Source organism: Mesorhizobium sp. M0664, from assembly GCF_040320565.1.
Taxonomy (GTDB): domain Bacteria; phylum Pseudomonadota; class Alphaproteobacteria; order Rhizobiales; family Rhizobiaceae; genus Mesorhizobium.
The window spans coordinates 12,066-25,838 of record NZ_JAMYPW010000023.1 but is presented as its reverse complement, the minus strand read 5'-3'; the positions used below and the strand labels follow the sequence as shown (position 1 = coordinate 25,838).

The following is a 13,773-nucleotide window of genomic DNA, read 5'->3' as shown; positions in this document are numbered from 1 at the left end:
CTGCTATTTCTGTTTGCCGGCGATCTAAAGTCGGTAGAACCGGGCGGCGTTGTCATGGAACAGCGCGAGCCGCTCCTCGTGCGGGTGGGCGATCGTAATTTCCTTGAAGGCGTTCAAAATGGCGTCGAAGCTCGAGAACAGCTTGTCGACGGGGAAGTTCGTCGCGAACATCGAGCGGCCGACGCCGAAGGCTGCGATCGCCTCCTCGATGCTCGGCGCCGTCGACCTGCATGCCGGTGTGATTGAGAATGATCTGCACGTCGGGAAAGTCGCGCGCCAGTTCGAGGAACTCGCTCATCTGCGGATAGTAGAGCTGCGGGTCGAAGCTCAGCCCGCGCTTCGCCAGCTCCCGGAAGCCGCGCCGCCATTCGGGCGTACGACTGACCTCCGGCCGCGCCAGATAGGTCTTGGCGGGGTCGGGATGATAATTCATCGGCTGCCGCATGCCGCGGAAGTTCGGATATTCCATGTGGCGGTCGAGGAGGTCGCCGACGTCGGGTTGGGACAGGTCGGCATAGCCGACGATGCCATGCGGAAAGCCTCGCTTGTTGGCGATCTCCTGCAGCCAGCGCGTTTCCCCAACCGGATCGCCGGGATCGAGAAGCAGCACTTCGGCTCCGGTGGAAAGGGCACGAGCGATCCGGACGATCTGGCCTTCGTGGAGGGACAATTTGCGTGCCGGCATTATCGATGATCGCTTCGCCGATCGCTGGGTCGATCAGCTGGAGCGCTCCGAGCGCAGTTTCGCGCGTGCGGCGACGGCTGATCTGCGACCAGCCCGACCTCGCATGCACAATGCCGATGTTTTCCGCGACCGGACAGCTCGGGCAACAGCGCCAGCTCCTGATGCACCACCGCGATGATCGGGCTGTTGTGGTCGGCCTTCGACGAGGCGAAGCCAATCTCGCCGGCTTCGCGTGAGGTCAGCCCTGTGACGATGCGGATGAGAGTGCTTTTGCCGGCGCCGTTGCCGCCCAGGAGCGCGTGGATTTCGTCGACCCGGACCTGAAAACTCACACCCCGCAGGACACGGGTTGCGTCATAACTCTTCTCGATATTCGCAGCTTCGATCAGGGGCTTCCTGGTCAATACCTGTCCAACTCCCGGCACGTTGCCGGCGCTACCCAAGCTTTGGGTTGAACTCGGCTCCATCCTGTATCTCCTTCCGGGACCACTGTGCGACCGATTGACATTCGGCTCAATTTTCGTTTCTTAACATTCTGTGTAGCTGAGCTTAACTGACGAGGACGAGGTCAGACATCAAGTTCAATTCGATGACGCATTTCGAGGCAGTCGCGCGGCTCGGCGGCGTGGCAAAGGCCGCTCAGGAATTGCAGGTGACACCTTCGGCGGTTAGCCAGCAGCTGCGGCTGCTCGAACACCAACTCGGGGTGCGGCTTTTTCAGCGCGAAAAGCGCCATCTCTCGCTCACGATCGACGGTGAGCGGCTCTTCCAGACCACGACCCAGGCTTTCGAATCCATACGCGAGGTGCGTAATGCCATTGTGCGGCAGCGCGAAAGCTTCCAGCTTAGCCTGCGCGTCAGTCCTTCCTTCGGCGAGAAATGGCTGGCGCCGCGGTTGGCCGAGTTCAGCAAGGGCTATCCGAGCTGGAATTTGCGCGTCGACGCCACGCCCAATTTCTCGGATTTCGAAACGGAGGTCATCGATCTTGATCTTCGTTATGGCGACGGCGGCTGGGCCGGCCTTTATTCGGATTGCGTCGTCAACGATCTGATCCTGCCGATGTGCTCGCCTTCCTATCTTGCCGAACTGCGCGCGATCTCACCGGATCCGCGCGAGCAGCTTCGCCATGCGCGGTTGATCGACAGTGTGAAGGCCTATTTCCGGTGGGATTATTGGCTGCCGTGCAACGGTATCCAGGGCGCCCGCATGACGTATCCCTATCGTTTCGACCGTTCGTCAATGTCGGTTCAACTGGCGAAGGACGGTGCAGGTGTGGTCCTGGAAAGCACATCCATCGCATTCGAGGACCTGGTGTCGGGTTCTCTGGTTCCGGTCTCGATAGAGTTCGAGGTCATCGAGTTTCCGGGATACTGGCTGGTCTGTCCTTCGCGGCATATGAACCGGCGCGCGGTTCGCCTGTTTTCGGACTGGGTGTCACGCGTGGGTAAGCGCGACACCGATCTGGCTCGCCGGTTTCTGGCGGATAAGCAACTGCGCATATCGTTCGAACGACGGCCTCATTTCGGGGCACGGGATGACAAAGCGGCGCCAATGGCGTGAACAGTTCGGCGTTCAAGACATGGCAAGACGAAGATTGACAGCACGTTGCGGTTGAGGAGCTGGCAAAACGCAGGCTGTGTGCAAGCGAATGGGTTGGCCCCGCTTTTCATTTTCCGCGTAGCCTGTGCCTGTGGCTGCCCGCGCCACAAGGCGTTGGTGCACAAATGTGGCATTAGGCACAATCAGCTCTTTGATGCCGCATGCTATGTCGGCCTTGCCGGGCAGCGAACGGACTCCGGGCGTGCGCACGGCGCAGCCGATGGCGACCTCGGTCTGCTGAGCCGAAAAGGAGCGGGCTCGCAGGCGACGTCCGATCAGCCCCTTGTGGCGATTTCGGTGATTAATGAGCTGGTCAACCCGTCCTGATCTCACGCCCGCACAGCAATTCTTGTTCCTGCGAGCGAACCCGATTTGTGCGGGCGACGGTGCGTTGAATACAAAAGGCTTGACCTGGGAATGTCATGTTCGTCCCACGCCGTTGAGTCGGGAATATCGCGTCCGTCTGAGCTATGAGCGAGGCGGATCAGCGAAAGCTGTCGTGCTGGAACCGGACATTCAGCTTCTTGGTGGCGAGAGAAAATTACCGCACGTCTACCGTGATCCACTCCGACTCTGCCTGTACCTGCCCAAAGCGCATGAGTGGGTGGGGTCGATGCGCCTGGACCAGACCTTTATTCCATGGATTGCGACATGGCTATTCTACTTTGAAGAATGGCTGGTTTCTGATGAATGGAAAGGCGGTGGCGAGCACCCCGATCCAGATTCGAGCGAGGTCATCCGCCGGGCCGTTCGCCGGGCCACGCGGTAGCAAGGGGAGAAGGCAAACAAGGCCTCACTTTTCGGTATCGGTGCGCGGTGGCAGGGTACCTGCGCGTGCGTGGCGATGAAGCGCAGCAGCCGGTTGACGGGCTCTCAACCTCATCGGGTCAGGGACGATAGTGGCACAAGGTGTCATCTGACCTTTAGCCATGTTCTGGGCGCCCTTCTCGTACAAGAGTGTTGTCAGATACCTCAAATGCGTTGAACGTGACGGTGTGATCTATGCGGACGGAGAGCCAGATGGGGCTGATAAACCTAAGTCACCGCGAGAAGCAGGCCATCGGCGCGATTAACAGCAGCGAGCTTCATGACTTGGTTAATCAGGCCATCAGTTCAGAGCACCTCGGAAAACTCAGCAGCCTACCACTCTACGACTGCGGAGAGTACGTGGCCACCAAGCTTCGGTACTTCGATCGAGCGCTTGCGGCGTATAGGATCGCGAAGTCGGCCAAGAAGCGCGAAGAGACGCTATATTCCGCTCACAAGGCCGGCAGTGATCTGACTTTTGCGTTCGCCCAGATAAAGCAACGCATGGAGGTCGAGGAACGCGAGAGCCAGCTATTTTTTGTCTACGATCCGACGATGCCTCCATTTGGTCTGACCCAGAACATGCAGGTTCGCGTCAGCTACCGGTGGCGCCGGGCGACCGGGGATGAATGGACTTCCGGGTCCATTGTCTTCAAGCACAAGGTCCGGCCCCGTTTGGACTGTCTTGCACTCGCTCAGCCGAAGCCTAAGCGAAAGCCGAGCGCCAGGAAGCTTGCGGAGAACCGTGAGAGTGACCTGCATTACGAACGGGAGCACTTTGAGCGGTTGGCTCATTGGTCAGTGCGCGACTATTTCCGGGCGGGCCGTGACGGAGCGGGCATTCCAGGTCAGTTTGAGGTTAGGCTCGGTGACGATGACCGGCTGAACAATTTCAGCGCTGATTTCTGGGGGCGCAACGTGAGCTCCTGAGGACTAGTCGCCCGCTATCGCGTTCTGCTGAAAATTGACGGGGACGATCCGGTTGTTTGCAAGAAAGAACTCACCGAGTCCATCGCGGTCGCCATGGGTTGGAATGCGATGAACCGCCCGCGATCGCGACCTTATGTGCAGCGGTGTTTGGCGCTTTTGGCGGTGCGGAGCTCGCGGGTTTCGGAAGTTTCTGGTCGTCGGGCCGGGTCGCGTGCCACTCCTCGAGCAGGCTCTTCTTGTGGTCCTTCACGGCACGAAGGGCAGCAGCCTCGCCGCGAAGGCTGCGCTTGCCCGCCACGACGCGAGGTTCTTCCTCGATTGAGATATTGATGTCGCCATCCTGTAGTTGGACCTTCACGTGGGGAAAGCCGGCGTGCTGCGACTCGTTCGGGTAGAGCACCATCTTAAAGCCGGTGTTCGCCTTGACCGTCACTTCGTCGAGACGGACCGGCCCTTCGGGCAGCGTGATCAGCCCGTCCTCAAAGCTCTCCATGAGCGCGGCGTGAAGCGGCTTTGAAATCTCTAAAGTTTCTTGCTCGGGCAGGACCCCTTGAGAGGCGAGCTGACGAGCCAGAGCCGCCTCGACTTCCTGCGCATCTTCACCAGCGTCGATGAGTTGCCTCGCTGCTATCGGGTAGGCGCCCGTCAGGGCCTCTTCGAGCGCCATGCCTTGGTTAATCATGGGCGCGGCGATTTTTCCCACACGCTCGCCGAGCGCAAGCTCCACGCGGGAAAACTTCGGCAATTCGTCGGTCATCAGATCAACACTCCATATCTGAACTGTGCCTGCAATTGACTCTTCCGTCACGGGAACAAAGATAGAACATATCGAAAAACGGAGCCGAGCGCGACGGGCATGGCCATGTCCTCGAACAGTCGTGAATTGCGCGAACTTCGGGGGCGCATCGCACGCCTGGAAAGCGGCTCTGCACGCCGGCGCGAGATCCTACTCTTCGGCGTCCCCGAAATCGCTCGCGTGCTGCTGGGAGGAGGGCTTGCGCTGGGGGCGCTGCATGAGGTCGCCAGCGGCGCTAACGGGGCCATCGACGGAGCGGCCGCCACCTTGTGGGCGGCCGGTGTCGCCGCCCGAAAGCGCGGCCGGATCCTCTGATGCATCACCTGTCGCAGCACCCCGGTGGATTCGTCCTGACCCACGACCACGTCGATGAGCTGGTGCCGATCGAGCCGGTGCTCATGGCCGATCGGCAGGTCATCGAATGGGAGAAGGACGATATCGACATTCTCAAATTCATGAAGGTGGATGTTTTGGCGCTAGGCATGCTCACCTGCATGATGCGCAGCTTCGATCTCCTGGCCGAGGGGGCCTCACGCTCCACCTCGCCACCCGGCCGAGGATCCCGCGACCTACGCCATGATCCGCAAGGCGGACACGATTGGGGTCTTTCAGATCGAGAGCCGCGCGCAGATCTCGATGCTGCCGAGGATCAAGCCACGCGATATCGTAGATCCCAGGCTGAAGGTGGAGCCAATCAAAGTCAAAACCCGCGACTTCAGGTAGCATTTTGGCTGACTAAAACGTATAATCGACAAATTTCGGTTGAAAATACGAATACGGCACCCCATATTGCGCGAATGCTGTACCGCCTCGAAATCGAGAACTTCTATTCCATCCGCGATCCACAGGTCCTCGACCTGAGGATCGGCAAGAACGTGCCGGATCTGCCGGAAAGATTTGGTTCGATCTTCCCGCGCTCGGAAGAGCGTGTCGCCAAGGCGGTTGCGCTGTTCGGGCCCAATGGCTCGGGCAAGTCGACCGTGCTGCGTGCCTTGGCCTTCGTGAGCTGGTTCATCGGCGAGAGCTTCCAGCACAAGGGTCCCGGTCTTCCCTTCGAGCGCTTCAACGACGCGGAATCCGCCAATCGTCCGATCCGGCTCGCGATCGAGCTGGGCGGTCTGCTCGACCTGAGTGGCGCCGAACGCAGCGCGGAGGAGATCGCCGTCGCCGACGATGTCGGAACCTTCCGCTACGAATTGCACTTGCAACCCACAGATGGCGTGATCAAGACCGTCACCCACGAAGCTTTGCGCATGAAGAACAACGGCCAGGGCAAGTGGCAGCGCGTCTTCGAGCGGGATGCCGACCGTAAGGTCCAGGGATCGAGGATCTTTCCGCTCAGCGGCTTCTCGCAGGTGGTCGACAAGGTAAGGGAGGATGCCAGCGTCATCGCGACCTTGGCACTCTTCGAACACCAGGCCTCCAAGGTCATCCTCGAGGCCGCCGCCGCCGTCTATCGCAACATCCTGATCGACCGCACCGATCTTGGCGACCAGGCCGTGATCACCTACCTCGCGCAGAACCCGCCGGTCGTGGCGGCGCTCAACCGGGAGCTGCAGCGCATCGACCTCGGTGTCGAGGAGATGCAGATCGTGCAGGCAGCAACCGGACCGGTCGCACTGTTTCGGCATCAGGGTCTGCATGTGGATATGCCCTGGGGCCTCGAGAGCCACGGGACGCGTTCCTTCATCCGCATCTTCCCCCTGATCCTGCTCGCCCTGCAGCAGGGAGGGGTGGCGCTTGTCGACGAACTGGATCAGTCGATCCACCCGCTGATCCTGCCGGAGATCGTCCGCTGGTTTTATGACCCGGAACGCAACCCCTATGACGCGCAGCTATGGATGACGTGCCACTCGGCGTCCCTGCTCGACGATCTCGCCAAGGAAGAGGTGGTCTTTTGCGAGAAGGACAGCCGGGGCCGGTCACAGGTGTATAGCCTGATGGACGTTGGCGCCGTTCGCCGCACCGACAATCTCTACAAGAAGTATCTCGGCGGCGTGTACGGCGCAGTCCCCCAGGTTGGATGAGGATGCGCCGTCCGACCATAAGACCGAAAACGCCGATCTTTCTGGGCTGCGAGGGGGAATCCGAACAGGCCTATGGGCAGTTGCTCAACGATCTGCTGCAGGCCGCCGGCCGTCCGGTTCACCTCGAAGTCGTGAACCTCAGCCCGGGCGCGGGTGACCCCACCTCCCGCTTGCGCCGCGCCGCACAAGAGATCGAGCGGAGACGCCGGCGCCGCTCGGAATTCGCGCGTCGGGCAGTGCTCCTCGACATCGATCAGGTGCAGAACGATAACCAACGTCGGCAACAGGCCGAGCAGCTCGCCAACCAGCTGGACATCCGTCTCATCTGGCAGGACCCCTGCCACGAGGCGCTGCTGCTGCGTCACCTCAACGGCTTCGCCCAGCATCGGCCGCCGACCACGCAAGCATCGGGAGTCGCCCTGCGTGGTGCCTGGCCTCAGTACGACAAACCCATGACCAAGATCCTGCTGGCGCGCCGCATCGGCCTTACCGATGTGCGCCGGGCCGCTGCAGTCGAGCCCGTGCTCGCCGCCTTCCTCCACGATGTCGGGCTTCTGCCCTGACGCCTCACCTTGAAAGCACGCCGATGTACAACCTCTTCGTATCCGGATGGGAAGATCAGTAGAAAGGCGATCCCTGCGTGCTCGACGCCAGCCGCTGCGTTCGCCACCATGAATACACCGACGAGCAGATAGCCCAGCAGTTCGGCGCCCTGGACGAGGAAGCGCTGAAGGAACTGACTCGTCTGCCTTCCATCTTCGCTTACGAAGCCGGCTGCAAGCTCGACCCCAAATTCGGCATCATCCGCGAGGTCACCGTACGCCGCGGCCAAGTGCGGATCACGCGGCACACTTTCGATGTCGGCCTCTCTTTCCCTGGTGAGGCGCGCGGACTGGTCGAGCAGGTCGCCCGCGAGCTTGAAGCACGCGTCGGCCCCAATGCCTATTTCTACGACAACAACTACGTGTCCCAGCTTGCGCGACCCTCGTTGGACACCCTCCTGCAGGACATCTACCGAAATCGGTCCAAGCTGATCGTTGTCTTCCTCGGCGAGGACTATCAGCGCAAGGATTGGTGTGACGTCGAATTCCGTGCCATCCGCGAAATCATCATGGGGCGCGAAGATCAGCGCGTCATGTTCGTGCGCGTGGACGATGGCGCCGTCGATGGAGTGTTCCGCACCGATGGCTATGTCGATGCGCGCCGTTTCGTACCGGCTCAGATTGCCCAATTCATCGCTGAGCGCGCCGCGCTCATTGCCTAGCCGTCAGCGAGCGCATTCGGCGGCAGTGCCACGCAGCGGCGGTCGACCATGACGTGGCGGCGCTTGGGCGCGCCGGGATCGGTCAGACGTGGCGTCACCGAGACAATGGCCACCTTCCAATCAGGCAGCCCCGGTTGCGGCGCTTCCATGACGCCCGACAATACAGTGAGGCCGCGGCGCTCGAGTTCGGCCACGCATTTCAGAATGTCGTTGTAGAGACCGCGCCGCCCACGCTCGGACGGCGTGGGGTCTTCCACAATGTCGGAGAGGATGAACGACGCCAGATCGAGCCACTCGCCGAGATTGTATCATCACATCAGGTCGGTAGATGAGATAGGCTTGGCACTTGGCAGCCTCGCGGATCCGTCCGTTCTTGAGCTGCCATTCGAGAATGGCGACACCGATTCAATCCGATCTTGTCTAACCCAAACGAAGGCGGAGACCATTTACGACTTACATCGACCCGCTCACGCCGCATCCTCGGGACGACGTTCGTGAACATCGGTCCGAAGGCTCGATATCAACCTTGAACGTCCCAGACTGTGGACCCTCCCGTCAGCCCATTTGCTATGCGGGAGTTTCACAGTTTGGTCCTGCGGTGCAGGAACGTCGGGCTTGGAAATGCGGACAAAAACGTCGGCGCGAAGTAGACTGATGCTTCCGCCCGCTTCAACTGCCAGGTCCCTTCTTCCGCCTCGCCTTTGCCGCACCGATGGCTAGGCTGCTTCTGAGAGCGAATCATCGCTCGATCATGGAATGGGCCTGAGGAAGCCAACACAATGAACGACGCGGCGTCTCAGATCGCGGCCTCGCTTGCCATCGACCTTGACGCGGGAACGCCGGGCCGGCGCGCGATCGCCGGCTTTCTCGTGCAGATCTTGCGGAGCGTTCACCTCGGCCTCGAGATGAGCATCGCGCTTTCGCCTGTGGACGGCAGCGCCCAGATGATTTTGCATCTCGAACCCTCCGACGGCGGGGACCACAGGCTTCTTCGCGGACCACGCGACATCGTCGAACAGGTGAAGATGCGCACCGGCCGGGGTAGATGGTCCAGCAGTGAGGTCGCCTCAAAGGTGTTTCCCGACTTGCTGCGTGCGGTTCATATCGCTGCCGACCAGACATTTCGCTTCGTCACCAACAACGGGGCCGGCCTTGCTACGCTTCAGGGCTACATCGCGTCGCGCGGGCGGGCTACTGGCAAACCACATCGATGGGGCTCTGAACGCCTGACGACGGCAGAGTTTGAGCGACGCCTCGCGAAATTTGCTGGCCTAGACCAGGTTACCGCCGAGTTGCGCCATCTGCTCGATCGGCTTGAAATCCACGTATTCAATCCAGCGGCGGCCCAAGACGAGATCGACAAGGTGCTTACCCCGCTCATCGAGCCCGGCGAACACGTGAGTGACAAGCGCCATCAGTTGATTGGCCAATTGATGATGCTCGCAACGAATGGGGCAAAGCTGTCGTCCGCAGACCTGCTCGCCCTGGTTAGTCCGCGAGCGCACCGCCTGCTTGCACATATCCAGTCCTTGCCGACGCTGCTCGGCAATCATCTGCAAGAGGACGCCCGCCTCATCGGCTACGCCGTTGAACTACAGGTGCGTCGAGCTCTGCCCGATGTCGTGGCCGATCTCGCCGTCCTCTCGGGCGAGTCCGGACAGGGTAAGACTTGGTCACTCGCACAACTCGCCTTCGAGCAGATCGATCGCGGCGAGCTCGCTATCCTCATGCGCGCGCCCGCGACAATCGAGGAGGTTCTCGACTTCATCGCGGAGCGGATCTGGCAACCGGCGCATCCGGATCTCGCGCCGATCGCGGTCATGGCCAAAAGCCTGCGCGAGGCGCTCCGTCGCGCCGACGGGACGTGGCTCACCCTCTATGTCGATGACGTGCAGGATCGGACCTTCGCGGAGCGGCTCGCGCGAGCCAGGTGGCACGAACATGGTGTGCGCATCGTCATCTCGGCCCAGCCGCGCATTACCGAGGCGATCCGCTCGGTTCGCCAAGATTTGCAGATCATTGAGATCGGCAATTTCCGGAGTGCCGAACTGCGCCGCTTCCTAACCGTACATGGGCATGCCACGGCGCTGGAGACCACGCCCGACGATGTTTTCGAACTGCTTCTGAAGCCGGTGCACGCTAGCATTATTGTTCAGTTACCCAAACGCGATGCTTGGGCGGGCGTATCAGAGTATCAGCTGTTCAACGCCTATTGGGACTACGCGAGCCTGGATGCCCGCGAGCAATTCGACCATCCCAGCGACCGACACTGCCTGAGGTCGCTGGCCGGCCAACTCCTGACAGGGCAAAGCCACTATCCTTGGCGTATCGGCGAGATGCGGGCCGCGGGGCTCGACGATCCCGCAATCCTGCGCCTTGAGCAGGTCGGGCTTTTACGGCGCGTGGTAGCCGACCGCATCGCTTTCGCCGCGGACCGAATGCTCAACTGGGCGGTCGCGGAATCTTTGGTCGAAGCAATACTGGAGGATGGATTGTCTCCGACGGAAGCCGAGGCCCGTTTTGCCTCGATCGACGTTCTGCGAACCAAGAGTGGCGAAGCGATCGGCACGCGTCTTGGCTATGTCTACTTCGACGCATTGTGGCTGCTCGCTGGCCAGAGCGAGCCCGAGTTCGTTGCCATGCTCATCCGTAAGCATATCGCGCGGATGCACCCGGAAGACCATGCCGAGGATCAGTGGACAAACGGCTTCGGCAGCCTGGGCCCGCGCATCCTTCCCGCCCTGGAATATCTCGCCGCCCACGAGCTCGGTGAAGAGGGTGATACGGAAATCCTGAGGAATCTTCCATTCGCCCTCGCCAGCATCGCAGTCGCGGATGCCCAGCCCGTCGAGGACCTGATCGAGCGCCAGATCACGTCGGGCGTCGAGCGCATCGTCGACATTGGAGTGCGGGCGGCCCGCATGGTGCCGGCTCCGAGAGCGCTTGACTCGATCTGGGGCGAGCACCTTGCGCGCACGGCCGCCTACGACGAGGCCGCAACCACATCGGATGTCGAGGTACGGTCGCTCGCGATTATCCGGCGGGAGTTGAGTTCCGATGCGCTGCGCATCGCCGTTGCCGCAGCCCCGGAGTGGCTCGACAAGAAGCTGGCCGCCGAAACGGACGTGACGGCGATCGACCAGCTGTTGTGGCGGCTCAAGGATGAGAAATCGGTTGACGGAGATACGGCGTCAGCGATTTGGAACAGGCATCGCGAGCGGTTGGTGGCCCTAATGACGTCCTCGAGCGCAGCGCTCGTAGAGGCAATAGGCCATTTCCGCGAAACGTCCTTGAGTACGGTACTTGACGCAGCCGGGACCGGTGCGCAGGAGTGGATGCCAGAGCGCATCTTGCGAAGCCGCGCACGGCTAGCGCCAAGCGATGCCATGCGGCAGCTGGCGGAGGGCAGCGACCTCTACGGCTGGAAAGCCTCCAATTGGTGGTTCGACTTACTGGCAGCGGCCGATCCAAAGGGCCTCGCTGACGCGATCCGCATGCGTGCGAGCAGGAGCGACGATCCACCGACCGAGCTCATCTTCTATTACCGCAACAGACCCGAGGCGATGAATGCCGAAACGCTCGACGAAGTTCTCGACGCTTTCACCGAAAGGCTCCGTGTCTTCAACGGGACCGGAAATCCCAACCGAGAGGAGGGGCGACTGCATCACCCCTTGGACTTCCTTCCTCGCCTCTGTGAACCTTGGCAATTCGACAGACTGAGAAGTCGTGCCGGCACGGCGCTCGAGGCCGAATTGCTGACGTTCGCTGCACGGCGTCGCGGCCGCATCGATATGACGCGCGATGTGACCGGCGGCCATTGCGAACGCATTCTGGCGATGATCGCTGGGCCGGGGTTCGATGACTTGGTGGTGGCCGAGCTCGCAAGACCCAATACCTTTGGTCGCCAGGATGGCTTTATCGCCGCCCGCTGGTCTGAGGCACACGCCGTCACGAGGTCGCTGTCGGCAGCCCTGGTGGACCCCGACGCCCAGTCCGTTGGCCAGGTCCTGTACATGGAAGCGCTCGCCGTACACGGTTGCGACGCGCACATCGAAAGCATGGTTCGAACCGGCTCCCCCATCTATTTGAATGCTGCGGAGATGCGCTCGTCGAACGGCCGGGACACCTCGGCGCTCCGCCTCCGCATCACGAACCTTCTCGCAGCTGGCGACGCACAATCTCTCGACACTGCCGCAGCTCTGACTGGCTTCCTACGAGCCGCGGAGGATGCGTCCCGCCTAGTCGCAACCTTCCTGGAACCAGGGACCTCCCGCCAAATCAGAATCAGGATACTGGCGTCGTTTCGGGCGCTGGGCTTCTACACGCCCAGAGTGCTTCCGCTGGCGCGCGAGATGATTGCCGGGCAGATCCACCAGGAGGCACACCTCGTCGCTACCTACCTCGGCGAACACGGAGACGAAGATGCCCGGCGCGCCGTTATTGACTGGCTCTCGGAGCAGGACATAGGGAGTTCATCATGGTCGGGCCAAGGTTACCTGCGCCCGCTCATCGACCACCCCGAGGGCAGGGCTGCGGTCGTCAGCTTCTTGCGGCGCTCGCGGACCAACGGGCACCTGATCGTTGACGGAGGGCTTATGCGACTGCTGGCCGAGGCGGGCGACAGCCGGGCTCGAGACGAGCTGCTGCGCGCGGCTTACCGCCACTCGGGGTTTGACCGCGGGAACGCGATCGCGGCCATTCGCTATTTGCGGAATGAGGATCCGGACGAAGCCTATTTCGCCGCGCAGCGCTTGCTCACTCGCCACGAGGTACCAGCTTCGGCCGACCTGATGCTTGAGATCGACCCAGATCGCGCCGGCTCGGAACTCCTACTCCGCTACCGAGACGCAAAGCCTTCCCTTCGATTGGAACTCGAGCGGCGTCTTCGGCTGCATCTGGGGGGCGATAGGCTGGCAGCGCTACTCGCCCCGCTGGCGAACTCGCAGCGCTCAAAGGACCGAGTCTTGGCGGCTCAGGTAGCCACCGTCATCCCTTCGGCTGTGATGGTACCTTGGCTTGATCAACTCGCAGCCGAAACTCTGCCGGCCGTAAGCGATGCCGCCCGCGTGGCGCTCCGTCAACGTCACCTTGAAACGGCCGCGTTATTGCATCGCGATCGGCTGCTCGATTCGCCGAAACCTATCCAATGGGCTCGCTTGGTAAAAATCATGGAAATCGTCGATCCTTATTATCTCTGGGCGCGCAACGATCCGGTCAGCCTCAAGGGCGTCTTTGAGACGCTCCCCTATGAGTTTGTCGTCGAGGCCCGCCAGCTCCGTACGCGACTTCTCAAGGACCGAGAGAACGCGGCCAGATCGGACAAGGATCGTTGACGCGCCGCGAGCACAGTTGTGTGCAGCTCGGCTAAGATGGGTTCGATGTCTGGACCCAGATGGAATAAATAGAGCGCACTTGGTCAGGTCTGGTTTGTGCTGGTTCAAGCCTTCGCTGCCCGTCACGGGTCATGTAAGATAAGGCTCGTGGCGACCTCAGAGTCCGCTATTTCCAATTCGGAACCAGAAAGAAGTCCACTTCCGGGCAGCAAGGCAGCCGGCTGCAAAGCGCCTCGGCCATTCTCACCTGTTTTCAGCGAAGTCAGAACCTGCCGACCGTTCAGGTGAACTAGAACAAAGTGTTGTGCCCACTTGATCGGGAGGACGACTC

Annotated in this window: 11 protein-coding genes and 2 pseudogenes; 9 read left to right on the top strand and 4 right to left on the bottom strand. The window is 61.3% G+C overall.

Going from position 1 to position 13,773, the window contains the following annotated elements; translation table 11 throughout:
• Positions 1 to 24: 24 nt before the first annotated feature.
• A pseudogene (locus tag NKI39_RS20220) lies at positions 25 to 685 on the bottom strand (amidohydrolase family protein).
• Complete coding sequence (locus NKI39_RS20215) at positions 685 to 1,152, bottom strand: ATP-binding cassette domain-containing protein (protein ID WP_352833905.1); 468 nt, start codon at positions 1,150 to 1,152, stop codon at positions 685 to 687. The pseudogene NKI39_RS20220 and the gene NKI39_RS20215 overlap by 1 nt, the downstream one beginning before the upstream one ends.
• 122 nt (positions 1,153 to 1,274) lie before the next feature.
• Between NKI39_RS20215 and NKI39_RS20210 the strand changes: the two genes are divergently transcribed.
• The 3 genes from NKI39_RS20210 to NKI39_RS20200 all read left to right on the top strand — a co-directional run bounded on the left by NKI39_RS20210 (position 1,275) and on the right by NKI39_RS20200 (position 4,022).
• Complete coding sequence (locus NKI39_RS20210) at positions 1,275 to 2,246, top strand: LysR substrate-binding domain-containing protein (protein WP_352457357.1); 972 nt, start codon at positions 1,275 to 1,277, stop codon at positions 2,244 to 2,246.
• Between the two features lie 343 nt (positions 2,247 to 2,589).
• Complete coding sequence (locus NKI39_RS20205) at positions 2,590 to 3,054, top strand: type II CBASS E2 protein (protein ID WP_352682110.1); 465 nt, start codon at positions 2,590 to 2,592, stop codon at positions 3,052 to 3,054.
• Positions 3,055 to 3,305: 251 nt separating this feature from the next.
• On the top strand, positions 3,306 to 4,022 hold the full coding sequence (locus NKI39_RS20200; RefSeq protein ID WP_352682112.1) for a hypothetical protein: 717 nt from the start codon (positions 3,306 to 3,308) through the stop codon (positions 4,020 to 4,022).
• 70 nt (positions 4,023 to 4,092) lie between these two features.
• Here NKI39_RS20200 and NKI39_RS20195 read toward each other — a convergent pair whose 3' ends face one another.
• Positions 4,093 to 4,779, bottom strand: coding sequence for a DUF4160 domain-containing protein (locus tag NKI39_RS20195; RefSeq protein WP_352682114.1), 687 nt, complete (start codon positions 4,777 to 4,779; stop codon positions 4,093 to 4,095).
• 99 nt (positions 4,780 to 4,878) lie between these two features.
• Here NKI39_RS20195 and NKI39_RS20190 point away from each other — a divergent pair, with 99 nt between their 5' ends.
• From NKI39_RS20190 to NKI39_RS20170, 5 genes and pseudogenes are all read left to right on the top strand, one after another.
• Entirely contained in the window at positions 4,879 to 5,133 is a 255-nt protein-coding gene (locus tag NKI39_RS20190) for a hypothetical protein (protein ID WP_352682116.1), read from the top strand.
• Between the two features lie 5 nt (positions 5,134 to 5,138).
• Positions 5,139 to 5,517, top strand: a pseudogene (dnaE2, locus tag NKI39_RS20185) (error-prone DNA polymerase); the annotation flags it as partial.
• A gap of 98 nt (positions 5,518 to 5,615) precedes the next feature.
• Entirely contained in the window at positions 5,616 to 6,845 is a 1,230-nt protein-coding gene (locus tag NKI39_RS20180; protein WP_352818549.1) for an AAA family ATPase, read from the top strand.
• A 2-nt stretch (positions 6,846 to 6,847) separates the two neighbouring features.
• Positions 6,848 to 7,408: an RloB domain-containing protein gene (locus NKI39_RS20175; protein WP_352682119.1), complete on the top strand. Its 561-nt coding sequence runs from the start codon at positions 6,848 to 6,850 to the stop codon at positions 7,406 to 7,408.
• Positions 7,409 to 7,485: 77 nt separating this feature from the next.
• A complete protein-coding gene (locus tag NKI39_RS20170) occupies positions 7,486 to 8,109 on the top strand; it encodes a toll/interleukin-1 receptor domain-containing protein (protein WP_352833901.1) in 624 nt (207 codons plus the stop codon).
• Here NKI39_RS20170 and NKI39_RS20165 read toward each other — a convergent pair.
• The gene (locus NKI39_RS20165; protein ID WP_352682123.1) at positions 8,106 to 8,366 is read right to left on the bottom strand and encodes a hypothetical protein; all 261 of its coding nucleotides are present in this window, start codon (positions 8,364 to 8,366) and stop codon (positions 8,106 to 8,108) included. The genes NKI39_RS20170 and NKI39_RS20165 overlap by 4 nt on opposite strands.
• Before the next feature lie 522 nt (positions 8,367 to 8,888).
• On the opposite strand from NKI39_RS20165, the gene NKI39_RS20160 reads away from it, so the two are divergent.
• Positions 8,889 to 13,442: an ATP-binding protein gene (locus tag NKI39_RS20160; protein WP_352833898.1), complete on the top strand. Its 4,554-nt coding sequence runs from the start codon at positions 8,889 to 8,891 to the stop codon at positions 13,440 to 13,442.
• Positions 13,443 to 13,773 lie beyond the last annotated feature (331 nt).

What these genes read in the sequence shown, in the direction of transcription:
- NKI39_RS20215 (WP_352833905.1), bottom strand. Translation starts at nt 1,152, where the DNA reads ATGGAGCCGAGTTCAACCCAAAGCTTGGGTAGCGCCGGCAACGTGCCG.
- NKI39_RS20210 (WP_352457357.1), top strand. Translation starts at nt 1,275, where the DNA reads ATGACGCATTTCGAGGCAGTCGCGCGGCTCGGCGGCGTGGCAAAGGCC.
- NKI39_RS20205 (WP_352682110.1), top strand. Translation starts at nt 2,590, where the DNA reads ATGAGCTGGTCAACCCGTCCTGATCTCACGCCCGCACAGCAATTCTTG.
- NKI39_RS20200 (WP_352682112.1), top strand. Translation starts at nt 3,306, where the DNA reads ATGGGGCTGATAAACCTAAGTCACCGCGAGAAGCAGGCCATCGGCGCG.
- NKI39_RS20195 (WP_352682114.1), bottom strand. Translation starts at nt 4,779, where the DNA reads ATGACCGACGAATTGCCGAAGTTTTCCCGCGTGGAGCTTGCGCTCGGC.
- NKI39_RS20190 (WP_352682116.1), top strand. Translation starts at nt 4,879, where the DNA reads ATGGCCATGTCCTCGAACAGTCGTGAATTGCGCGAACTTCGGGGGCGC.
- NKI39_RS20180 (WP_352818549.1), top strand. Translation starts at nt 5,616, where the DNA reads ATGCTGTACCGCCTCGAAATCGAGAACTTCTATTCCATCCGCGATCCA.
- NKI39_RS20175 (WP_352682119.1), top strand. Translation starts at nt 6,848, where the DNA reads ATGCGCCGTCCGACCATAAGACCGAAAACGCCGATCTTTCTGGGCTGC.
- NKI39_RS20160 (WP_352833898.1), top strand. Translation starts at nt 8,889, where the DNA reads ATGAACGACGCGGCGTCTCAGATCGCGGCCTCGCTTGCCATCGACCTT.